This is a genomic window from Achromobacter sp. Bel (assembly GCF_012928505.1).
Lineage (GTDB): Bacteria > Pseudomonadota > Gammaproteobacteria > Burkholderiales > Burkholderiaceae_B > Achromobacter.
Map to the genome: position 1 here is coordinate 1 of NZ_JABBJN010000050.1, position 21566 is coordinate 21566.

The window sequence follows — 21566 nt, forward strand, 5'->3', positions numbered from 1 at the left end:
TCTTCCGATCTCGGCCAGCAATGGCAGGCGACGCGCCAGCGCCAGCACGCCGCCGATGGCGGTTTGCGCCACCACCGCGTCGCTGGCGCCTTGCGACGTCGTGATGGCGACCCCGCGCGCATGCAGGCTTTGATAGATCTCGCGGTCGGCGCCGGCCGAATGCACGTGCACCCACTTCAGCGCGGACGCGTGGCGCATGGCCTCGTAGTAGCGTGCGGTCTCGGGCGTGATCTGGAACTTGGTCGACGCGCCCGTGATGTCGCGGGACACGAAAGCCACCTGCGCATCGCAGGGCTGGCCGTCTTCAGGGTGGCAGAGCACGAAGCGCCCGCCCGTGGCGGGTAGCGCCTCGCGCAAGGCGGGAGCTTCGGCAGGCGAGCACAGGATGCGAATGTCTTGGGGTTGCGTCATGGGCAGTCAATTGGCGCTGGGTTCGAACTTGCGGACCAACGCCGCCCATTTGTCGTGTTCCTGCCGGATGAAGGCCGCGAATTGCCCGGGCGTGCCGCCCACCGGCTCGGCCCCTTCATTGAGCATCTGCGCCTGTAGTGTGGGCAGGGCCGCGTTGACTTCGCGGTTGATCGTGTCCACGACGGCGGGTGGCGTGCCTTTGGGCGCGAAGAACCCGAACCAGGAACCCGCATCAAAGCCCGGGTAGCCGGATTCGGCGATGGTGGGCAGCTCGGGCAGCGTGGCAGAGCGCTGAAGGGTGCTGACCGCCAGCGGCCGCAGCTTGCCGGCGCGGATCTGACCGATCACGGACGGGATGGTGGCGAACATGAAGTCGATGCGTCCCGCCAGCAAGTCGTTGACGGCGTCGGCGCCCTTGTAGGGCACGTGCGTGGCTTGCACATCCAGCTGATCCATCAGCATATAGCTCGACAGGTGCGAGGACGTGCCCACGCCGGTGGAACTGTAGTTCAGATGCGTCGCCGTCTTTACGTACTGCAGGAAGCTCTTGATGTCCTTGGCGGGGGACGAGGGCGGCACGACCAGCACGTTCGGCACCGTGGCGATCTGCACCATCGGGACCAGGTCCGTCAGGGGATCGAACGGCAGCTTCGCCAGCGATGCGTTCACCGCGATGGGGCCGACGGAGTTGACGATCAGGGTGTGCCCGTCCGGCGCGGCGCGTACGACGAACTCGGTGCCGATGTTGCCGCCGGCCCCGGGCTTGTTCTCGACGACGAAGGGCTGCCCCAGCTTTTTGGATAGCGAATTGGACATGCTGCGGGTCAGCGTGTCGGTCGTGCCGCCGGCGGTGAATGCCACGATCACTTTGACGGGCTTGTCGGGGTAGTCCGCGGCCATCGCAGGCAGCGACGTACAGGCGCACGCCGCCGCTGCGGCGGCGAGCAGGGCTCGGGCAGTGTTCATATCGTCTCCGTTCGTGGTTGTTGTCCTGGTTTGTGCGGCGCCGTGCCGCCACGTCGGCCGGCGCCATGGAAAATCGCAGAATCAGTCGCGGAAGCTCGGGTCGATGCGGTCCAGCTTGCGCAACAGGGCCGGCCATTCCATGACGCCGTACGGGCGCCGCGTGCCGGGCTGATAGTTGTTCCAGGTTTCTTCCAGCACCGCCGGACTGACCGCCCGCAGGGGCGCGCCGGTGGCCATCGCCGCCAATTGCGCGCGGCACGCCAGTTCCAGCCGATGCATCCAGTTGAAGGCTTCGCCCACCGTCTTGCCGACGGTCAGCGCGCCATGGTTGCGCAGGATCAGCGCTTCGCCCTGGCCCAGGTCTTGCAGCAGGGAGGCTTGTTCCTTTAAATCCAGCACTACGCCCTGGTAGTCGTGATAGCCGATCTTCAGGAAACGCATGGCCGTCTGCGTCAGCGGCAGCAGGCCGCAGTCCAGGGAAGCCACCGCCATGGACGCCCAGCTGTGCGTGTGGATCACGCAATCCACCTCATGCCGCGCGGCATGCACGGCGCTGTGGATCACGTAGCCCGCCTTGTTGATGCCGTAGTCCAGGTCGCCGTAATCGGGTTTGGCCAGGATGGTGCCGTCCAGGTCCACCTTGATCAGGCTGGAGGCGGTGATCTCTTCGTACATCATGCCGTACGGGTTGATGAGGAAGGCGTTGTCTTCGCCCGGCACGCGCGCCGAGATGTGATTGGCCATCATGTCGGCCATGCCATAGCGTTCGACCAGCCGATAACAGGCGGCCAGGTCCACGCGGGCCTGCCATTCCTGTTCGGAACAGTGCGGCCGCATGGAAGGAATGGGAAGCAAGCCCGGGCGTCGGGTGTCAGTCGTCATCGGCGTTCGAGAAGGTTCATGGCCGCAGCACCATGCCGCGGCGTCCACGAATGCAATTTATCCGCGGGACCTTCTCCGGCCTAGGCATGCGGCCGGCATGGGGGCATCACGAATCGAGAAGGGTCGCGCCCGGCCAGGCGCCATGGCGCACCTGCGCGCGCATCACGTCCACCAGCACCACGCGCGCCGCCAGCGCGGCCGGCGACAGCTCGTCTTCGTTGATGCAGTGCACGGCGTTGCGCCGGAACAGGAACGGGTCGTCAATGGGGTGCATGTTCAGCAGCCCGGCCTCGGACCGCGCGACGGCGGCGCCCGGCTGGATGGTGGCGATGGCGTTGGCCTGCACCAGATCCATCAAGGTGGTCAGCCCGTCTACCTCGACTTCGACCCAAGGTTCGATGCCCGCGCGCTCGAACGCGGCCTCCACCCAGGCGCGCAGGCCGTGCGCCTTGCTGGTGACCGCCAGCGGCAAGGCCGCCAGTTCGGCGATGGTGACGGGTTCACCGTCGGGCAGCGCGAACATGCCCCGCCGCGCCAGCAGGAACAGCCTTTCGTCCAGGACGGGGATCGTGCTGCGCGCCTGGCCGCTGTCGTTCTGGAACAGCACGGCCAGGTCCAGCCGGCGGTTGTTGAGTTGTTCGCCCAGGTTGCCCGACAGGCCTTCGACCAGGTGCAGCCGCACGTTGGGATAGCGTTCGGCCATCGCGGCGTAGAACGGCTTGGCCAGCACCGATGCTGTGGTGGGGGCGAAGCCCACGCTGGCCATGCCCGACAGGCGGGCTTCGCGCGCTGCGGCGATGGCGTTTTCCGCGTGGCGCAATGTCAGCCGCGCCTGTCGCAGGAAGGCCGTGCCGGCGGCTGTGGGGACGACGCCAGTGTGCGTGCGCATCAACAATCGCGTGGCCAACTCACTTTCCAGGCGGCTGATCTGCTGGCTGAGCGCCGAGGCGACCACGCCCAGATCGCGCGCGGCGCGGCCGATGCTGCCCAGTTCGGCCACGCGGACGAAGTAGCGGAGTTGACGGAGTTCCATGGCGGAAAAATGAGGGACGGGGAATGTCGGATAGTAGCGGTCCGCCGCCGCGTTCGACGGGGATTCGTGCTGGGTCAACATTCAAAAAAATGTCAGGTATCTGACTTTACGCTGAATATCAAACGAAAATTGTTTACACTCGCATCCACAAAATTGAAGTCGGAACGGCCCGCCGCGGGGGCGGACACCGTTCGAGTTACGGGAGAAAGTCGATGCGCAAGTTGCTTTTGGGTGCGGTGCTGGCCGCTGCGGTATTCGGAGGAACGGCCCACGCCGCGGTTGAGCCCAAGGCCGTGGTCGCCACCTATTCGGATCTGGCGCTGGCGGGCTATGAAGACTCGCTGACCGCCGCCAAGACGCTGCGCACCGCCATCAACGCCTTGGTCGCCAAGCCCAGCCCCGAAACGCTGAAGGCCGCCCGTGACGCGTGGTTGGCAGCCCGCGTGCCGTACCAGCAGACCGAGGCCTACCGATTCGGTAATCCCATCGTCGACGATTGGGAAGGCCGCGTGAACGCCTGGCCGCTGGACGAAGGCCTGATCGATTACGTGGACGCGTCCTACGGCGCCGATAACGACGAGAACGCCTATTACGCCGTCAACGTCATCGCCAATTCGAAGATCTCCGTGGGCGGCAAGACGGTGGATGTCAGCAAGATCACGCCGCAACTGCTGTCCGAAGTGCTGCATGAGGCCGACGGCAACGAGGCCAACGTGGCCACGGGCTATCACGCCATCGAATTCCTGCTGTGGGGCCAAGACCTGAACGGCACCGGCCCCGCGCCGGCCGACCGCAAGGGCACGCCGCAGGAACGCCATTCGGGCAACCGTCCGCATACGGACTTCGATACCAAGCAATGCACCGGCGGCAACTGCGAACGCCGCATCGAGTTCCTGAAGGCCGTGACGGACCTTTTGGTGACGGACCTGGAAGAAATGGTGGGCAACTGGAAGAAGGACGGCGCGGCGCGCAAGGCCGTGGAAGAAGATCCCAAGGCAGGCCTGATCGCCATGCTGACCGGTCTGGGCAGCCTGTCGTACGGCGAACTGGCCGGCGAACGTATGAAGCTCGGCCTGATGCTGCATGATCCCGAAGAAGAGCACGATTGCTTCTCGGACAACACGCACAACGCGCACTACTACGACCAACTGGGCATCCGCAACGTCTACCTCGGCGCCTACACCCGCATCGACGGCAAGGAAGTCAAGGGCGCCAGCCTGTCGGAACTGGTCAAGGCCAAGGATCCGAAGCTGGATGCCGAAGTGCGCGCCAAGCTGGACGCCACCGTGGCTGCCATGCAGGCGATGAAGACGCGCGCCGAAACGGTCGAAACCTATGATCAGATGATTGCCGACGGCAACAAGGAAGGCAACGCGATGGTGCAGGCCGCCATCGACCGCCTGGTTGACCAGACCCGCAGCCTGGAACGCGTGATCGCGTTGCTGGAACTGGGCAAGGTCGCCATCGAAGGTTCCGATAGCCTGGATAAACCCGACGCCGTATTCAAGTGAAACTCGTATTAGCCGCCGTATTGGCGGCGTCGGCCCATGCCGGCGCCGCCGCCGCACCTGAAGTGCCCGCCGGGCGTGACGACCTCACGCCCGAAGACCAGAAGCGCGTTACCGCCATTACCGCGCCCACGCGCGATTTCTCGAAGGTCGAAACCTTCGAGGTGATGCAGGCCGGGGCGGGCACCACCAACAAGCTCGTCAACGCCGATATCTTTTCGCAGCCGTCGGCCAACATGAGCTTTGAACGCCGGCAGGAATTCCAGGTCGGCAACGGTCTGTTCCGCAAGGACTGGGTGTCGGCCCCCGCTTCCACGCAGGCGTCCGACGGGTTGGGGCCGCTGTTCAACGCGCGCTCGTGCCAGGCCTGTCACACCAAGGACGGACGCGGCACCGTGCCGGGTTTCGATCCTTTGGAGCGCACCGATGCGGTGGCGCTGCTGCTGCGCCTTGCCGTGCCGACGGGCCCCGACCGTGGGCACCCCAAGCTTGCCGCGGGCGAGCTCGCCGCTTTGCCCGAACCCGTTTACGGCGTGCAGTTGCAGAACTTCGCGGTGGCGGGCCTGCCCGCCGAAGGCCGCATGGAGATCGAATACGAGCCCATCGCGGTCGCGCTCAACGGCGGGGAAACCGCCACGTTGATGAAGCCCACCTATCGCATCGACAACCTGGGCTACGGCCCGATGCGCGCTGACACGCAGATTTCGCCGCGCCTGGCGCCGCCCATGATCGGGCTGGGCCTGCTTGAGTCCATCCACGAGGCCGACATCCTGGCCAACGTGGGCGCGGATAAGCGTGACGGCATCGTTGGCAAGGCCAACTGGGTCACGGATGCGCGCACCGGGGCGCGCGTGCTGGGCCGCTTCAACCTGAAGGCCGGGCAGCCGACGGTCGAACAGCAAAGCGCCGCCGCGTTCTCGAACGACATGGGCCTGTCCTCGCCGATGTTCCCCAAGCACTCGGGCGACTGCACGCCCGCGCAGAAGCAGTGCCTGGACATGCCGCATGGCGCGCAGCCGCGCTTCGGCCCCGAGGAAGTCCCGGCCAAGCTGATGGACTTCGTCACGACCTATTCCACCAACCTTGCCGTGCCGCAACGGCGCGACGCCGATGACGCGCGCGTGCTGGCCGGCAAGAAGCTGTTCTACGAAGCAAACTGCGTCGCGTGCCACGTGCCCAAGTACGTGACCAGCCGCAATGCCAAACAGTCCGAGCACCGCTTCCAGCTGATCTGGCCCTACACGGACATGCTGGTGCACGACATGGGCGACGACCTGGCGGACGGCGTGTCCGACGGCGAAGCCAACGGCCGCGAATGGCGCACGCCGCCGCTGTGGGGCATCGGCCTGACCAAGACCGTGAATCCCAGCGCTACCTGGCTGCATGACGGGCGCGCCCGCACGCTGCTGGAAGCCGTGCTGTGGCATGGCGGCGCGGGCAAACCCGCGCGCGACCGCGTGGTGGCGATGACGCCCGAAGAACGCGCCGACCTGATCCGTTTCCTGGAGTCGCTGTAATGGCCCGATCTTTCCCGCCTGTGTTCAAGCAAGCCGCGGCGGCCCTGTTGCTGGCGGCTGCGCCCTTGGCCGCGCAGGCCGAGTTGCCCGCCGATCTGGGCGAACGGCTGGCGCGTGATTACGCGCGTCCGGCCGTCGGCAAGATGGTGGATGCGGCCACCGCGATGGAGGGCGCACTGGACGGTTGGTGCGCCAAGCCGGACGCGGCGGGCGCCGCGCGCGTCGGCGACGCCTTCGCGAATCTTGCCCTGGCCTGGTCCGGGGTGGAAATCCTGCGCTTCGGACCGCTGGTGCAGGCCAACCGTTTCGAGCGCCTGGCGTTCTGGCCCGACACGCGCGGCGTGATGCCCAAGCAGGTGCAGCAATTGATCGCCGCTGGCGACCCGGCATTGCTGGCGCCTGGCGCGCTGGCCGGCCGCAGCGTGGCGGTGCAAGGGCTGCCTGCCCTGGAATACGTGCTGTACGGCGAACCTGGGCTGCTCAAGCAGACCCGCTCGCCCACATTCGTCTATGCGTGTGGTTACGCCCGCGCCGTGGCCGCCAACGTCGCCACGATTTCAGGCGATGTGGCGCAGGCCTGGAGCGCCCAGGGCGAGTTCGGCCGCCAGTTCGCCAAGCCGCAGGCGGGCAACGACTTGTACCGCGATCCGCAGGAAGTGGCGGCCGAGGCCATGAAAGCCTTGTCCACCGGCCTGCAGTTCGCGCGCGACGTGAAGATCCTGCCGGTGTTGGGCGAATCGGCCGAGGCGGCCCGGCCCAAGCGCGCCGCTTTCTGGCGCAGCGAACTGTCCGCGCGCTTGCTGGCGGCCAACCTGGAGGGCCTGAAGGCGTTCTATCAGGCCGGCGGCTATCCGCTGCCTAAGGGCGGCGGCTGGATGGATGTGTCGGTGCGCGGCGAATTGCAGAATGCGGCGCAGGGGTTGCAGGCGGTGCCGACGCCGCTGGACGCCGCGCTGAAGCAGGAAGACGGCCGGCGCCAATTGCTGCTGGCGGCGCTGACGATCCAGAACGCCAAAGCCATCGTCGATCAGGACCTGGCGCCGGCGCTGGGCGTCACGATCGGATTCAATGCGCTCGATGGTGATTGACCGCCGTCGCTTCCTGTCGCTGGCTGCGGCGCTGGGCTTGTCTCCCGGCGCGGCGCTGCCTGCCAATGGCGGACCGTTGTACCTGAGCGCGCGCAAGCGCGGCGGGCGTGACGAAGCGGTGCTGCTGGACGAAGCCGGCGGCGACCGGCTGGTGGTGCCGATGCCGGCGCGCGGGCACAGCTTCGCCATCGACCCCGCCAATCAGCGCGCGGTCGTGTTCGGCCGGCAGCCCGGCTTCTTTGCCGTGGCGTTTTCGCTGCGCGGCGGTGAGCGAAAAGCGCTGCCGGTGCCGGAGGAGCGCCATTTCTTCGGCCATGGAGCTTTCGTGGACGGCGGCCGACTGCTGGCCGCCACCGAGAACGACTTCAATGGAGGCCGGGGCGTGTTGGGCATTTACGATGCGTCGCCCGGCGGTGCCTGGCGGCGTGTCGGCGAATTCGATTCCGGCGGCATCGGTCCGCACGAAGTGGTGCTGATGCCCGACGGCAAAACGCTGTGCGTGGCCAACGGCGGCATCCTGACGCACCCCGACTACGGCAAGCTGGAGCTGAACCTGGACACGATGCGGCCGTCGCTGACCTACATCGACGCGGCCAACGGCCAACTGCTTGAGAAAGTGGAACTGGCGCCCGAGCTGTACCGCTTGTCGATCCGGCATCTGGCGCTGGCGGCCGACGGTTGCGTGTGGTTCGGCTGCCAGTACATGGGGCCGGCGGCCGACCGCCCCGCGCTGGTGGGGCGTCATCGTCGCGGCGCGGCGCTCGAACTCTTCGAAGGGCCGGCCGAGACCTTGCGCAACATGCGCAACTATGTGGGATCGGTGACCGTGGACGCCTCGGGCGGCATCGTCGCCACCTCCAGCCCCGTGGGCGGGCAGGTGATCTACTGGGACACGGCCAGCGGCCACTGCCTGGGCACGACGCTGCTGGCCGACGGCTGCGGCGTGGCGCCCGCGGCCCAGGCCGGCTTCCTGGTCAGCAGCGGCTTGGGCGCGATGCTGCGTACCGATGCCGCAGGCCGGGAATCGCCCGTGCTGCCGCCTTCGCGCGAGGTGTCCTGGGACAACCATTTCCGCATCGTGCGGGCCTGACGCCTGCCGCGCGCCGGTCAGGCGTATCCTTACAAAGCCTGACATCCCGGGGCCGCATCGCGGCCCTTTGCCTGCCGATCATCTGATACAGTTTTCGGTTGTCATTTTTGCGGGAGATTCCATGGAAGACGCCTTGAAGGAATTTAGCGCCTGGGCCCCCAGGCTGATGGATATGGGCATCAATCTGCTTGTTGCCTTGCTGATCCTGATCGTCGGCTGGTGGGTATCGTCGCTGTTGGGCGGATGGGTCCGCCGCGCTGCCTCGCGCTCCGCCAAGATCGATCCCACCATCGTGCCGATGTTCTACAGCACGGTCGTGTGGACGGTGCGCATCTTCACGGTCATTGCCGTCTTGGCGCGGTTCGGCGTGCAAACGGCCAGCCTGATCGCGGTGCTGGGCGCCGCTGGCCTGGCGGTTGGCTTGGCTTTGCAGGGCACGCTGCAGAACATCGCCGCGGGCATCATGCTGCTGATCCTGCGCCCCATCCGCGCAGGTGAGTACGTGGCGCTGAGCTCCGGCGCCGATGGCACGGTGGAAGAGGTCGGCCTGTTCCTGACGCGTCTGGTGCAAGTCGACGGCATCCACCTGACGCTGCCCAACAGCACGGTCTGGAACGCCACCATCACCAACTACAGCCGCAACAAGACGCGCCGTCTGGATATTCCGGTGCCCGTCCGCTATGGCGACGATCTGGAAGTGGTGCTGGCCAAGCTGAAAGAGATCGTGGATGCGCGTCCGGACGCCCTGAAGGATCCCGAGCCCCTGGTCAAGGTGTTCGAATACAAGGAAAACGGCGTCATCGTGAACGTCCGCGTGTGGGCCGAAGCCAGCAACTATTGGGACCTGCGCTGGGGCCTGTACCAGCAGATCCGCACGTCGCTGGAAGCGGCCGGTTTCCAGCCGCCGATCCCGCTGCGCGAGATCCAGAATCCCAAGAACGCCGGCAAGGCCGAAGTTGCGCCAGGCAGCGCCGCGACCTGATCGGGCAAAACGCTGACCGCAAAAAAGGGTGCCTTGGCACCCTTTTTTTTGCGTTGCGGTTCAGGCCTGGAGGGCCAACCGCGCCAGTTCCGCCTTGATCCATCCGGCGATTTCACGTTGGCGTTGGGCCGGCATGCGGTCGATGATGGCCGTGACGCTCACGGCCAGCAGCGGCGCGCCTTGGGCATCCAGCAGCGCGCAGCCCACGCCCAGCGCGCCGCGTACCGCATGGTTGCCCACCACCGAATAGCCGCGTGCCCGCGTGTTTTCGATCAGCCGGTACATTTCCTGCGGCGTCATGCCGCCGTATTCATCCAGCCGTCCGGAGTTACGCTCGACGATGCCACGCGCGATGTCATCGGGCAGCGCGGCCAGCAGCGCCATGCCGCCCGATCCCACGCCCAGCGGCTGGCGCTTGCCGGCGTAGGTCGCCAGGATCTGCACCGGATAGCTGCCGATCTCGCGGTGCAGGCTGATGGAGTCGTCGTCGTCTCGCACCACCAGGAAGACGGCGTCGCCCGTACGGTCGGCCAGGCGGCGCAGCACAGGCAGCAACTGACGCACCCGCGGATCGCGCGAGCGCGTGTCCGGGTCCACCGCCAGCTGGGCACGGTATTTCTTGGTGCCCGTCACCGGCAGCACCAGGCCCGCGTCGAGCAGAGCGGCCAGCAGACGGTAAATGGTGGGGCGTTGAATGCCCGTCAGGCGGGCGATATCTGTCACGCTGAGGCCGTCGGGCCCTTGGTCGCGTAGAGCGGCCAGAACGGCTAAACCGCGCCGCAACGTGCGTGGGCCTGCGGCCGCGGCATCACTGTCTTGCATGCAAATCTCTGAAAACTGTAGGTTATTGCGGAGCGGCCAAGGGAAAACCATTGTCCGTAGCGTGGACTCTACCTTGATGCACTCGCCGTGTATAGCTCAGAATGCATCATCCAATAATTCAAATCGTCCATCTAATGGACAGTACCTGCACGGAGACATTATGACTACAGGTCAAAAGCCTGGCCTGCGGCGTCTGGCCGCCGCCCTTCTGGCTACCGCCGCAAGCGCATTCGCCATGGGTTCCGCCCATGCCGCTTATCCCGACAAGCCTGTCCGTATCGTGGTCGGTTTTTCCGCCGGCGGCACGACGGACGTGATCGCCCGCATCATGGCCAAGGAACTCACCGAGAGCCTGGGCCAATCGTTCGTGGTCGAGAACAAGCCGGGCGCCGGCAGCAACATCGCCACCGACCAGGTGCAGCGTGCCGCCCCTGACGGCTACACGCTGCTGTTCGTGGCCGTGACCAGCGCCATCAACCAGACGCTGTACAAGAACGTCACATTCGACCTGACGAAGGACTTCGCACCGGTAGCGCTGGGCGCCAAGGTGCCGAACATCCTGGTCGTGAACCCGCAAGTGCCGGTGAAATCGGTGCAGGAGCTGGTCGAATATGCCAAGAAGAACCCCGGCAAGCTGGCGTTCGCCTCGTCGGGTAGCGGCACCTCCATTCACATGGCGGGTGAGCTGTTCAAGATGAAAGCGGGTATCGACGTGCTGCACGTGCCCTACAAGGGCAGTGCGCCGGCCATGACCGACCTGATCGGCGGCCAGGTGCAATTCATGTTCGACAACATGCCTTCGGCATGGCCGCACGCCCAATCGGGCAAGCTGCGCGCCTTGGCCGTGACCACCAGCGATCGTTCGAAGAGCGCGCCGGACCTGCCCACGATGAAGGAGTCGGGCTTTGCCGATTTCGACGTGTCGTCGTGGTTCGGCCTGCTGGCGCCCGCCGGCACGCCGCCGGAAGTGATCAACAAGCTGAACGCTGCCATGCAGCAGGCGCTGGACAAGGCTTCCGTGCAGACCAGCTTCGAGAAGCTGGGCGCCGTGGGCGTGAAGACGACGCCGGCCGAATTCGGCCAGTTCATCAAGTCGGAAGTGGATGGCTGGGCCCCGGTGATCAAGGCCTCGGGCGCCACGGTGGACTGATTATCGTATTCCCCGGCAGGCTTGCCGCCGGGGAGGTACCGAAGGGACAGGCTGAGGCCTGTCCCTATTTTTTTGCGCCGCCGTTGCGCTTGGCCGTGGCCAGCATCGCCGTGCACACGCCGCGCATCATGTCCACTTCATCGCGGGTCAGGGCCGGGCGTGAAAACAGATGACGCATGCGCGGCATCAGTTTCTTGGGGTGCGCCGGGTCCAGGAACTGGACGCCGATCAGCGCTTCTTCCCAGTGCGCCAGGAACGCCTGCACCGCTTCACCGGAGGCGGGTTCCGCGCCACGCGCGGGTTCCTGGGCGGTGGAGGCGGGCAGCAGCGCCGCGCCCTGGTCCACCAGCAGCGCGTAACGCAGTTCCCAGGCGGCCAATTGCAGGGCCTGGGCGACGTTCAGCGAGCTGTACTCGGGATTGGCGGGGATGTGGCAGATGCGGTGGCACAACGCGATCTGGGCATTGGTCAGTCCGGCGCGCTCGGTGCCCAGCACGATGGCGGCGACGCCTTCGGCTGTCTCGGCCAAGTGCGTGCAGGCCAGGCCGGCCGCCTGCCGGATGTCGCACGGCGGGGGGCCCAGGTCGCGCACGCGGGCCGTCAGGGCGAAAGCCAGAGTGACGGGAGCCAGCGCGGCTTCCAGCGACGGATAGATGCGTGCGTTTTCCAGGACGTCCAGCGCGCCGCTGGCGAGCGCCACGGCCTCTGGCTGGCTTGTTACATCTGGGAATTTAGGCTCGACCAGCACCAATTCCGAGAAGCCCATTGTCTTGATTGCACGGGCTGCGGAACCGACGTTTCCGGGGTGGCTGGGGTTCACCATAACGAAGCGAACACGTGAAAATGCTTGAGTCATTTAAAATGGCACGTTTGGCTGAGTGCCTTCCTGGTTTTTTGGGTCGATTTCCCCGGTGGGGGCGACGACGGACCCGGGGGGCGGCAAGTGGCCTACCATCACGCGAACCCACCGCATACGTACGGAATTTTATGCACCCGATGCTCAACATCGCCATCAAGGCGGCCCGGCGTGCCGGCACCATTATCAACCGTGCCAGCATGGATTTGGAACGACTCAGCGTGGCTCGCAAGGGGCCGCGCGATTATGTCACGGAAGTCGATCGCGCCGCCGAGGAGTCCATCGTCGAAACGCTGCATGCCGCTTACCCGGACCATGCCGTGCTGGGCGAGGAATTCGGGCTGCAAGGTCCCGACCAGGCCGAGTTCCAGTGGATCATCGATCCCCTGGACGGCACGACGAACTTCATCCACGGCCTGCCCAACTACGCCGTGTCGATCGCGCTGACCCAGCGCGGCCAGGTCACGCAAGCGGTCATCTATGACCCGTCGCGCAATGAACTGTTCACGGCCAGCCGTGGCAGCGGCACCTTCCTGAACGATCGCCGCGTGCGCGTCTCCGGCCGCACCCGCTACCACGAGGCGCTGCTCGGCGCCCACTGGCCCAGCGCTGGCGATCCCGAACAGGGCTCGCAGCGCTTTCGCCAAATGGCCGAAGGCGCGACGGGCGTGCGCCGCCTGGGCGCCACCGTGCTGGATCTGGCCTACGTGGCCTGCGGCCGCCTGGACGGTTTCTGCGGGGTGGGCCTGAAGCCCTGGGACGTGGCTGCCGGCAGCCTGATGGTCCTGGAAGCCGGCGGCCTGATCGCCGACTTCGACGGTGAACAAGGCTGGATGGACAGCGGCAACGTTCTGGCCGCCAGCCCGAAGATCTTCACGCAAATGTTGACGTCGCTGAACCCGCCGTCGGCCGCCTGATCCCGACGCGGATCAAGCAGTACGGAAACCGGCCTTCGGGCCGGTTTTTTTTTAAGGCGCGCCACTGCCCATCAGGCATACGGACGAGGCGTGTCACCGGCGTGTCACGGCATTTCCATGTACGATTACCGGTCGTGTAACTTCTGGAGCTCCTGATGGAGTGGCTGCTAGACCCCGCTGCGTGGGTCGGCTTGCTTACCCTGGTCGTCCTTGAGATCGTCCTGGGCATTGATAACCTGATTTTCATCGCCATCCTGGCGGACAAATTGCCCCCCGCGCAGCGCGACCGCGCGCGCATCATGGGGTTGAGCCTGGCCCTCATCATGCGGCTAGGCCTCCTGTCCGTCATGTCGTGGCTGGTCACCTTGACCACCCCCTTGTTCTCCGTCGGTCCGCTGTCCCCCTCGGGGCGCGACCTGATCCTGATGGTGGGCGGCCTGTTCCTGCTCTTCAAGGGCACGATGGAACTGCACGAACGCCTGGAAGGCGGGCAGCACGCCGCCTCGTCCGGGCCGCGCGTGTACGCCAGCTTCTGGGTCATCGTGACGCAGATCGTGGTGCTGGACGCCGTGTTCTCGCTGGACTCCGTGATCACCGCCGTGGGCATGGTGGACCACCTGGCCATCATGATGATCGCCGTCATCATCGCCATCGGCATCATGCTGCTGGCCTCCAAGCCCCTGACGCGCTTCGTCAACGCGCACCCGACCGTGGTGGTCCTGTGCCTGGGCTTCCTGTTGATGATCGGTTTTTCGCTGCTGGCCGAGGCCTTCGGCTTCAAGGTGCCCAAGGGCTACCTGTACGCCGCCATCGGCTTCTCGGTGGCCATCGAAGCGCTTAACCAGGTGGCGCGCCGCAACCTGCTGAAGCTGGACGCCCGTCGCCCGATGCGCGAACGCACCGCGTCGGCCGTGCTGCGCATGCTGGGCAAGCGCCCGCCCGCCAGCGACGAGCCCGACCTGCCCAACGCGGACGGTCCGGCCATGCCGGCCTTCGGCGTCGAAGAGCGCAACATGGTCAGCGGGGTCCTGACCTTGGCCGAACGGTCCATCCGGTCGATCATGACGCCGCGCACGGACGTGTCCTGGGTCAATATTGACGACGATCCCGAACTGATCCGCCGCCAATTGACCGAAGCGCCGCACAGCTTCTTCCCCGTCTGCCGCGGCTCGCTGGACGAGGTGCTGGGCATCGCCCGCGCCAAAGACCTGGTGGCAGACCTGATCACCGAAGGGCGGGTGCGCCGCAACCGCCTGCGCGACCCTATCATCGTGCACGAGGCCATCGGCATCTTGCGCCTGATGGACACCCTGAAGCGGTCGCGCGGCCAGCTGGTGCTGGTGGCCGACGAATTCGGCGCCATCGAAGGCCTGGTCACGCCCATCGACGTCTTCGAGGCCATCGCCGGCGAATTCCCCGACGAGGACGAACTGCCCGACATCGTGGCTGACGGCGACAATACCTGGAAGATCGATGGGGCGGCCGACCTGCACCATGTCGAACAGGTGCTGGAAACCGAAGGCCTGGTCGACGAAGCCCAGGACTTTTCAACCCTGGCGGGCTATCTGCTGTCGCGCTTCGGGCACCTGCCCAAGCCGGGCGATGTCTGCGAATACGAAATCCATCACCAGCACTTCCGCTTCGAGGTCCTGGAAATGGACGGCCGCCGGATCGCGCTGGTGCGCGTCGAGAAGCGGCCCCAGGAAATGCTCTCCGATGAAGCATCGCTTGCCAACGATTAACCGGAAACCCTACCTATCGTGACTGAAAACGCGCTCTATCTGATCAAGGCATTCATCCTTGGCATCCTTGAAGGCCTGACGGAATTCATTCCGGTATCCAGTACGGGCCACCTTATCCTGGTGGGCGACTGGATCAATTTCCAGTCCGGCGACGGCAAGGTATTCGAGGTGGTGATCCAGCTGGGTTCCATCCTGGCCGTGATGTGGGTATTCCGCGCGCGGTTGCTCCAGCTGATCCGCGGCGCGCTGACGGGGGTGCCCAGCGAGGTGGCCTTCGCCCGCAACCTGATCATCGCCTTCCTGCCGGCCGCCGTCATCGGCGCGATCTTCATCAAGGCGATCAAGTCGGTGTTCTACCACCCGGGCGTGGTGGTGGTGACGCTGGTGGTGGGCGGCCTGATCATGCTGTACGTCGAACGCAAGACGCACCACACGCCAGGCGATGTGCCGGGGGCGGCCGACGACACGGCGTCCGACGAGCGCGCCTCGGCGCACACGCTGGAACAGATCACCTGGAAGCAGGCGCTGGGCGTGGGCGTGGCGCAGTGCTTCGCCATGATCCCGGGCACCTCGCGTTCGGGCGCCACCATCATCGGTGGCATGATTGCCGGCATTCAGCGCAAGACGGCCACCGAGTTCTCGTTCTTCCTGGCCATGCCCACGATGCTGGGCGCGGCCGTCTTCGACATGTACAAGAACTTCGGCGTGCTGACGCAGCACGACCTCTCCGGCATCGCCGTGGGTTTCATCGCCGCCTTCCTGAGCGCGATGGTGGTGGTGCGCGCCGTGCTGCGCTTCGTGGCCAACCACACCTACCGCGTGTTCGCCTGGTACCGCATCGTGTTCGGTGCGGTGGTGGCGGCCTGGATCTTCACCCGTTAAGCCGCTCGGCGACGGGATGCAAAAAGGGCCTCGCGATGTGCGAGGCCCTTTTTCCTGGTGCGCATTTGCGGTGGCGCGGAGGGTTACGCTTCTGTTTCCAGATCGTAGAACTCCAGGCCGTCGCGGTCGATGACCAGCCAGCCGCCGCGGGCGGGCGACACGTGGTCGCAGTCCCAGTCGGGCAGCACCCAGCGCTCGCGCTTCTTTCCGTCCACTTCCAGCACATGGCGGGCAGGGCGGTGCGTGTGGCCATGCACCAGCACGCGCACGTCCGTCTCGCGGAAGATGGCCTCGACGGCGCCGCCGTTGACGTCCATGATTTCCATGGACTTCGTCTGGTTGGCCGCCTGGCTTTCGCCACGGGCCTGTTGCGCCATCGCCAGGCGTTCAGGAATGGTCTTGCCCAGGAACTCGGCCTGCCAACGCGGATCGCGGACCATCTTGCGGAACTGCTGGTACGCGGCGTCGTCCGTACAGAACTCGTCGCCGTGGGTCAGCAGCACCTGGCCGAAATCCGTTTCCAGCAGGGCGGGTTCGGGCAGCAGCTTGGCGCCCACGGCGTTGGCCAGTTCTTCCCCGATCAGGAAGTCGCGGTTGCCGCGGCCCAGCCACACCGGGATGCGTCCGGCGGTTTCCCGCAGCGCCGCCAGCACCGTGGCCAGCCACGGCGGTGCGGCGCGGATCACGTCGTCGCCGATCCAGGCATCGAAGATGTCGCCCGGCAGCAGCAGGGCGGCAGCGTCTTCTTGCGCGGCTTGCAGAAAGGCCTGGAAGGCCTCCGAGGTGGCCGGCGTGGCCGGCCCCAGGTGCAAGTCGGACGCCAGCCAGATCGGGCCGGACAAGGCAATCTTATTCAAGAATTTCGGCCTTCTCGATGATCACGTCTTCGTTCGGCACGTTCTGGTGGAAGCCCTTGTTGCCGGTCTTCACGCCCTTGATCTTCTCGACCACGTCCGTGCCTTCGGTGATGGTGCCGAAGACGGCGTAGCCCCAGCCGTTCGGCGTGGGCGACGTGAAGTTCAGGAAGTCGTTGTTCGACACGTTGATGAAGAACTGGGCAGTTGCCGAGTGCGGGTCGCTGGTGCGGGCCATCGCCAGGGTGTACTTGTCGTTCTTCAGGCCATTGTTGGCTTCGTTCTCGATCGGGGCATGGGTCTGCTTCTGCTTCATGCCGGGTTCGAAACCGCCGCCCTGGATCATGAAGCCGTCGATCACGCGATGGAACACGGTGCCGTTGTAGAAACCTTCCTTGACGTAGGTCAGGAAGTTTTCGACGGTCTTGGGCGCCTTGGCGGCGTCCAGGGTGATGACCATGTCGCCTTGGTTCGTGACGAGCTTGACGCGGGGATTGGTGCTCATGGCTTTTGTGCCTTCAGAAGTGGAGGTGGAAGAAGTGGCCGCGGGGGCGGCGCTGACGAGGGCTGGGGCAAATGCGGCCAGCGCGAACGAGCACGCCGTCAGGCGCAGCAGGTGGAAGGGGGAGTAACGGGACATCATTTGCCTTGTTTATCCTTCAGCATGGTTTCGACTTCGCGGGCTTTGTCCTGCATGCCGGGCACGCCGTCGCGGGCGGCCTTTTTGTAGGTTTGCAGGGCCTGCAGCAGTTGCAGGTCGCCCAGATTGGCCCGGGCGGCCGCATAGCCGGGGTCGGCGCGCAATGCCATTTGCAGGGCATCTTGCGCTTTTTCAAGTTCACCGCGGCTGGCATATAGAGCCGCCAGGTTGTTCCAAGGTTCCGGAAGCTCCGGGAAACGCGTGGTCATGTCGGTGTAGATGTCGATCGCCTCGCTGGTGCGGTTCAAGGCGGCCAGGGCGCGCGCGTGCTGGAACATCAGCTGCACGTCGGTGCCGCGCTGGTTCTTGACCTCTTCCTCGCGCTTTTCGATCAATGCCAGGGCTTCGTTCACGTCGCCGCGATTCAGCAGCATTTCGATGCGCGTGGTGACCTGCGAGGGGGAGGGCGCAAGCCGTGTATCGACGCTGGGCTTGGCGGCTTCCAGCAGCTTGGCCAGGCCGTCCCAGCCGCCTTCGGGCGGAATCGGATCCAGCGTGGTGCGAGTGGCGTTGGGATTGGTACCCCCGCCGCCGGCCATCGACTGGGCAAGAGCGGTTCCAACCGGCGCGCCGGCAACAGCCAGGGCGAGCAGGGCGACACAAAAACGCGGCTTGATAGTCACGTGGGTATCCGTTAAAAGTCGTGGCCGGCCCGCACTTACGCGCGCGACCGGGCCGCTTGCTATACTTGACGACCGCCATTTTAGCCCCGGTTGAGTTTTTGGCTCGACATTGGGTGTGTGGCCAGGGTCTGGGACCCGCAGGGTGGGGCAAAAGCCAGGCAAAAGCCGGACAAATGTCGGGCAACTGCCGGGCAAGAGTCCGGCAAGAGCCTGCCCCAGACTCGCAGGCCAGGCAAGACCTGTCGTCGGTATTCGATGATGATGGTGTTGGCGGCAGGCTACGAAGGTATTGTCCTTCGCAAGCAACTTTCCGAATCCGCCCCGGAAGCAATTAGACGAATCCTAAAGCGCCATGCTGCAAATCTACAACACGTTATCGCGTACCAAAGAACCGTTTAAACCGGCCCAGGCTGGTCAGGTGCGCATGTACGTGTGTGGCATGACCGTGTATGACTTCTGCCATCTGGGCCATGCCCGCATGCTGGTCTCGTTCGACATCGTGCAGCGTTGGCTGCGCGCCAGCGGCCTGGCGGTCGACTACGTGCGCAACATCACGGACATCGACGACAAGATCATCCGCCGTGCCGTTGAAACCGGCCGCCGCATCGGGGAAGTCACCGAGTTCTACATCGCCGCCATGCACGCCGACGAGCAGGCATTGGGCGTGGAATCGCCCGACCGCGAGCCGCGCGCCACCCAGTACGTGGGCGACATGCTGGACATCATCGGCAAGCTCGAGCAGAACGGCCTGGCCTACCAGGCCGACGACGGCGACGTGAATTACGCCGTCCGTGGGTTCGCGGGCTACGGCAAGCTGTCCGGCAAGACGCTGGACGACCTGCGCGCCGGCGAACGCGTGGCCGTGGGGTCGGCCAAGCGCGACCCGCTCGACTTCGTGCTGTGGAAGTCGGCCAAGGCCGACGAACCCGCCGACACCAAGTGGGAATCGCCTTACGGCCTGGGCCGCCCGGGCTGGCACATCGAGTGCTCGGCCATGAGCAAGTCCCTGCTGGGCCTGCCCCTGGACATCCACGGTGGCGGTCCGGACCTGAAGTTCCCGCACCACGAAAACGAGATCGCGCAGACCGAGGGCGCGTTTGGCGGTACGCTGGCCAATATCTGGATGCATTGCGGCCCGCTCATGGTCGATTCGGACAAGATGTCCAAGTCCCTGGGCAATTTCCGCACCATCCGCCAGACGGTCGCCCAAGGCGACCCGGCCACGAGCGAGGCGACGTACCGCGTGAACCCGCGTGAAGCCGAAATGGTGCGCTTCTTCATTGTGCGCAACCACTATCGCAGCCCGCAGAACTACACGCCGGACAACCTGGTCGACGCGCAGAATGCGCTGGATCGCCTGTACCAGGCGCTGCAAAACGTGCCGGCCGACAGCCAGGGCATCGACTGGAACGAGCCGCAGGCGCAGGCCTTCAAGGCCGCCATGGACGATGATTTCAACAGTTCCGGTGCGATCGCGGCCCTGTTTGAACTGGCCTCCGAGGCCAACCGTGGCAAAAGCGCGCGCAGCGCCGGCCAGTTGAAAGCGCTGGCGTCGCTGCTGGGCCTGCTGCAACAGGACCCTGCCACGTATTTCCAGTCGCCCACCCGCTATTCCGCCGCCTCGATCGAACAGGGCCAGCGCGCCTCGCTGGAGGCCGACGCGATCCAATCGCTGATCGACGCGCGCGCAGCCGCCAAGGCTGCCCGCAATTTCGCCGAAGCGGACCGCATCCGCGCGGAATTGCGTGATGCCGGGATTGAACTCGACGACAAGCCGGGTGGCTTGACGCAATGGCGCCGGGCCTGAGCCCAGTGGATACGCCCGACATGTCCACCGCCGATCTCGACATCCCCAAGCCCGAGTATTGGGAGGCCGCCGTCGCCCATCTGATGCGGCGCGACCGGATCCTGAAAAAAGTCATCCCCCAGCATCCCGAGGTCTGGCTGACCTCGCGCGGCACGCCGTTCGTGACGCTGGCGCGCGCGATCATCGGCCAGCAGATCTCCACCAAGGCGGCCGACGCCGTCTGGACCAAGTTCATCGACGCCGTGGGCAAACGCCCCACGCCGGTCGCCGTGCTGCGCGTGGGCGTGGACGGGCTGCGCAAGGCCGGCCTGTCCCAGCGCAAGGCCGAATATGTGCTGGATCTGGCCGTGCACTTCGGCGAACGCCGCGTCCACCCCGAAAAGTGGGCGGCCATGGACGACGAAGCCGTTATTTCTGAATTGGTCGCCATCCGGGGTATCGGGCGCTGGACGGCGGAGATGTTTTTGATTTTCAATCTACAGCGGCCTGATGTCCTGCCGCTGGATGATCCCGGGTTGCTCAAGGCAATCTCGCTACACTATTTCAGTGGCGAGCCTGTCTCGCGCTTCGAGGCTCGCGAAGTCTCGCTGGCGTGGCAGCCCTGGCGTACCGTGGCGACCTGGTACTTATGGCGCAGTCTGGAACCGACACCGGTTCAATACTGATGCACACCAGGCAGCCCATCTACGGAACCACACTACATGCGCAATACATTTCTGGAATTTGAACAGCCGCTGGCCGAGCTTGAGAACAAGATCGAACAGCTGCGCTATGTGCAGGCCGATTCAGCGGTAGACATCTCCGACGAGATCGGACGTCTGCAGCAGAAGAGCCAGACCTTGGCCAAGGAAATCTACGCCAAGCTCACGCCGTGGCAGACGGCCCTTGTCGCCCGCCACCCCCAGCGTCCCTACACGCTGGACTACGTGCGCGAAATGTTCACCGACTTCCATGAACTGCACGGCGACCGCATGTACGCCGACGACCAGTCCATCATCGGCGGCCTCGCGCGTTTCAACGGCACGCCCTGCATGGTCATCGGTCATCAGAAAGGCCGCGACACCAAGGAACGCGCCGCCCGCAATTTCGGCATGCCGCGTCCCGAAGGCTATCGCAAGGCCCTGCGCCTGATGCGCCTGGCTGAAAAATTCGGCATCCCCGTGTTCACGTTCGTGGACACCCCGGGCGCCTATCCCGGCATTGGCGCCGAAGAGCGCGGCCAGTCCGAAGCCATCGGCCACAACCTGTACGCCATGGCCGAGCTCAAGGTTCCCGTGATCTGCACGATCATCGGCGAAGGCGGTTCGGGCGGCGCGCTGGCGATCGCCGTGGGCAACGCCGTGCTGATGCTGCAATACGCGACCTATGCCGTGATTTCGCCGGAAGGTTGCGCCTCGATCCTGTGGCGCAGCGCCGACAAGGCGCCTGACGCCGCGGAAGCTCTGGCCATCATCGCGCCGCGCCTGAAGGACCTGGGCTTGGTGGACCGCGTGGTCAACGAGCCCGTGGGCGGCGCGCACCGCGACCCCCGCGTCATGGCGCGCCTGCTGCGCCGCGCGCTGGGCGATGCCCTGCGCCAGCTTCAGGGCATGACGCCCGAGCAGCTTGTGGAACAGCGCGTGCAACGCCTGCTGTCCTACGGCGCTTATCAGGAAGTGCGCGCGTAACGCGGGCAGGGCACCGGCGGACTCGCCAGTGCCGCGACCGCGCTACCCGCGCCATCCCCAATGAACGGC

Annotated in this window: 20 protein-coding genes and 1 pseudogene; 12 read left to right on the forward strand and 9 right to left on the reverse strand. The window is 65.6% G+C overall.

Going from position 1 to position 21566, the window contains the following annotated elements; genetic code table 11:
- From HG262_RS24190 to HG262_RS24205, 4 genes and pseudogenes are all read right to left on the reverse strand, one after another.
- Nucleotides 1-411, reverse strand: a pseudogene (locus HG262_RS24190) (D-2-hydroxyacid dehydrogenase); the annotation flags it as partial.
- 6 nt (nucleotides 412-417) lie between these two features.
- A complete protein-coding gene (locus HG262_RS24195; RefSeq protein WP_169273442.1) occupies nucleotides 418-1377 on the reverse strand; it encodes a tripartite tricarboxylate transporter substrate binding protein in 960 nt (319 codons plus the stop codon).
- Nucleotides 1378-1458: 81 nt separating this feature from the next.
- Nucleotides 1459-2259, reverse strand: a complete 801-nt coding sequence (locus tag HG262_RS24200) for a class II aldolase/adducin family protein (RefSeq protein ID WP_169273443.1) — start codon at nucleotides 2257-2259, stop codon at nucleotides 1459-1461.
- Between the two features lie 106 nt (nucleotides 2260-2365).
- Nucleotides 2366-3292 (reverse strand): LysR family transcriptional regulator, encoded by a 927-nt coding sequence (locus HG262_RS24205; RefSeq protein ID WP_169273444.1) that lies wholly within the window; start codon nucleotides 3290-3292, stop codon nucleotides 2366-2368.
- A gap of 212 nt (nucleotides 3293-3504) precedes the next feature.
- On the opposite strand from HG262_RS24205, the gene HG262_RS24210 reads away from it, so the two are divergent.
- The 5 genes from HG262_RS24210 (at nucleotide 3505) to HG262_RS24230 (ending at nucleotide 9477) form a co-directional block, all read left to right on the forward strand.
- Nucleotides 3505-4803, forward strand: coding sequence for an imelysin family protein (locus HG262_RS24210; RefSeq protein WP_169273445.1), 1299 nt, complete (start codon nucleotides 3505-3507; stop codon nucleotides 4801-4803).
- Nucleotides 4800-6317: a di-heme oxidoredictase family protein gene (locus HG262_RS24215; RefSeq protein ID WP_169273446.1), complete on the forward strand. Its 1518-nt coding sequence runs from the start codon at nucleotides 4800-4802 to the stop codon at nucleotides 6315-6317. The genes HG262_RS24210 and HG262_RS24215 overlap by 4 nt, the downstream gene beginning before the upstream one ends.
- On the forward strand, nucleotides 6317-7405 hold the full coding sequence (locus HG262_RS24220; RefSeq protein ID WP_169273447.1) for an imelysin family protein: 1089 nt from the start codon (nucleotides 6317-6319) through the stop codon (nucleotides 7403-7405). The genes HG262_RS24215 and HG262_RS24220 overlap by 1 nt, the downstream gene beginning before the upstream one ends.
- Complete coding sequence (locus HG262_RS24225; RefSeq protein ID WP_169273448.1) at nucleotides 7395-8495, forward strand: DUF1513 domain-containing protein; 1101 nt, start codon at nucleotides 7395-7397, stop codon at nucleotides 8493-8495. Before HG262_RS24220 ends, HG262_RS24225 begins: the two co-directional genes overlap by 11 nt.
- A 121-nt stretch (nucleotides 8496-8616) precedes the next feature.
- Entirely contained in the window at nucleotides 8617-9477 is an 861-nt protein-coding gene (locus tag HG262_RS24230; RefSeq protein ID WP_169273449.1) for a mechanosensitive ion channel domain-containing protein, read from the forward strand.
- Nucleotides 9478-9537: 60 nt separating this feature from the next.
- Here HG262_RS24230 and HG262_RS24235 read toward each other — a convergent pair whose 3' ends face one another.
- The gene (locus HG262_RS24235; protein ID WP_169273450.1) at nucleotides 9538-10299 is read right to left on the reverse strand and encodes an IclR family transcriptional regulator C-terminal domain-containing protein; all 762 of its coding nucleotides are present in this window, start codon (nucleotides 10297-10299) and stop codon (nucleotides 9538-9540) included.
- 160 nt (nucleotides 10300-10459) lie between these two features.
- On the opposite strand from HG262_RS24235, the gene HG262_RS24240 reads away from it, so the two are divergent.
- Nucleotides 10460-11449, forward strand: a complete 990-nt coding sequence (locus HG262_RS24240; protein WP_169273451.1) for a tripartite tricarboxylate transporter substrate binding protein — start codon at nucleotides 10460-10462, stop codon at nucleotides 11447-11449.
- A 64-nt stretch (nucleotides 11450-11513) separates the two neighbouring features.
- Here the strand turns inward: HG262_RS24240 and HG262_RS24245 are convergent, their stop codons facing one another.
- Nucleotides 11514-12305: an RNA methyltransferase gene (locus HG262_RS24245; protein WP_211187751.1), complete on the reverse strand. Its 792-nt coding sequence runs from the start codon at nucleotides 12303-12305 to the stop codon at nucleotides 11514-11516.
- Nucleotides 12306-12436: 131 nt separating this feature from the next.
- Between HG262_RS24245 and HG262_RS24250 the strand changes: the two genes are divergently transcribed.
- The 3 genes from HG262_RS24250 to HG262_RS24260 all read left to right on the forward strand — a co-directional run bounded on the left by HG262_RS24250 (nucleotide 12437) and on the right by HG262_RS24260 (nucleotide 15846).
- On the forward strand, nucleotides 12437-13222 hold the full coding sequence (locus tag HG262_RS24250; RefSeq protein ID WP_169273453.1) for an inositol monophosphatase family protein: 786 nt from the start codon (nucleotides 12437-12439) through the stop codon (nucleotides 13220-13222).
- A 155-nt stretch (nucleotides 13223-13377) separates the two neighbouring features.
- Complete coding sequence (locus HG262_RS24255) at nucleotides 13378-14964, forward strand: TerC family protein (RefSeq protein ID WP_169273454.1); 1587 nt, start codon at nucleotides 13378-13380, stop codon at nucleotides 14962-14964.
- Between the two features lie 18 nt (nucleotides 14965-14982).
- On the forward strand, nucleotides 14983-15846 hold the full coding sequence (locus HG262_RS24260; RefSeq protein ID WP_169273455.1) for an undecaprenyl-diphosphate phosphatase: 864 nt from the start codon (nucleotides 14983-14985) through the stop codon (nucleotides 15844-15846).
- 83 nt (nucleotides 15847-15929) lie between these two features.
- Here the strand turns inward: HG262_RS24260 and HG262_RS24265 are convergent, their stop codons facing one another.
- From HG262_RS24265 to HG262_RS24275, 3 genes are read right to left on the reverse strand one after another with little or no spacing between them, the layout of a single operon-like run.
- Entirely contained in the window at nucleotides 15930-16703 is a 774-nt protein-coding gene (locus HG262_RS24265) for a UDP-2,3-diacylglucosamine diphosphatase (protein ID WP_169273456.1), read from the reverse strand.
- On the reverse strand, nucleotides 16696-17343 hold the full coding sequence (locus HG262_RS24270; protein WP_248293483.1) for a peptidylprolyl isomerase: 648 nt from the start codon (nucleotides 17341-17343) through the stop codon (nucleotides 16696-16698). The genes HG262_RS24265 and HG262_RS24270 overlap by 8 nt, the downstream gene beginning before the upstream one ends.
- Nucleotides 17340-18023 (reverse strand): tetratricopeptide repeat protein, encoded by a 684-nt coding sequence (locus HG262_RS24275; RefSeq protein ID WP_169273457.1) that lies wholly within the window; start codon nucleotides 18021-18023, stop codon nucleotides 17340-17342. Before HG262_RS24275 ends, HG262_RS24270 begins: the two co-directional genes overlap by 4 nt.
- A 352-nt stretch (nucleotides 18024-18375) precedes the next feature.
- Between HG262_RS24275 and cysS the strand changes: the two genes are divergently transcribed.
- From cysS to HG262_RS24290, 3 genes are read left to right on the forward strand one after another with little or no spacing between them, the layout of a single operon-like run.
- Nucleotides 18376-19830, forward strand: coding sequence for a cysteine--tRNA ligase (gene cysS / locus HG262_RS24280; RefSeq protein ID WP_169273458.1), 1455 nt, complete (start codon nucleotides 18376-18378; stop codon nucleotides 19828-19830).
- A 20-nt stretch (nucleotides 19831-19850) separates the two neighbouring features.
- The gene (locus tag HG262_RS24285) at nucleotides 19851-20495 is read left to right on the forward strand and encodes a DNA-3-methyladenine glycosylase (protein WP_006225511.1); all 645 of its coding nucleotides are present in this window, start codon (nucleotides 19851-19853) and stop codon (nucleotides 20493-20495) included.
- Between the two features lie 36 nt (nucleotides 20496-20531).
- Entirely contained in the window at nucleotides 20532-21497 is a 966-nt protein-coding gene (locus HG262_RS24290; RefSeq protein ID WP_006225512.1) for an acetyl-CoA carboxylase carboxyltransferase subunit alpha, read from the forward strand.
- Nucleotides 21498-21566 lie beyond the last annotated feature (69 nt).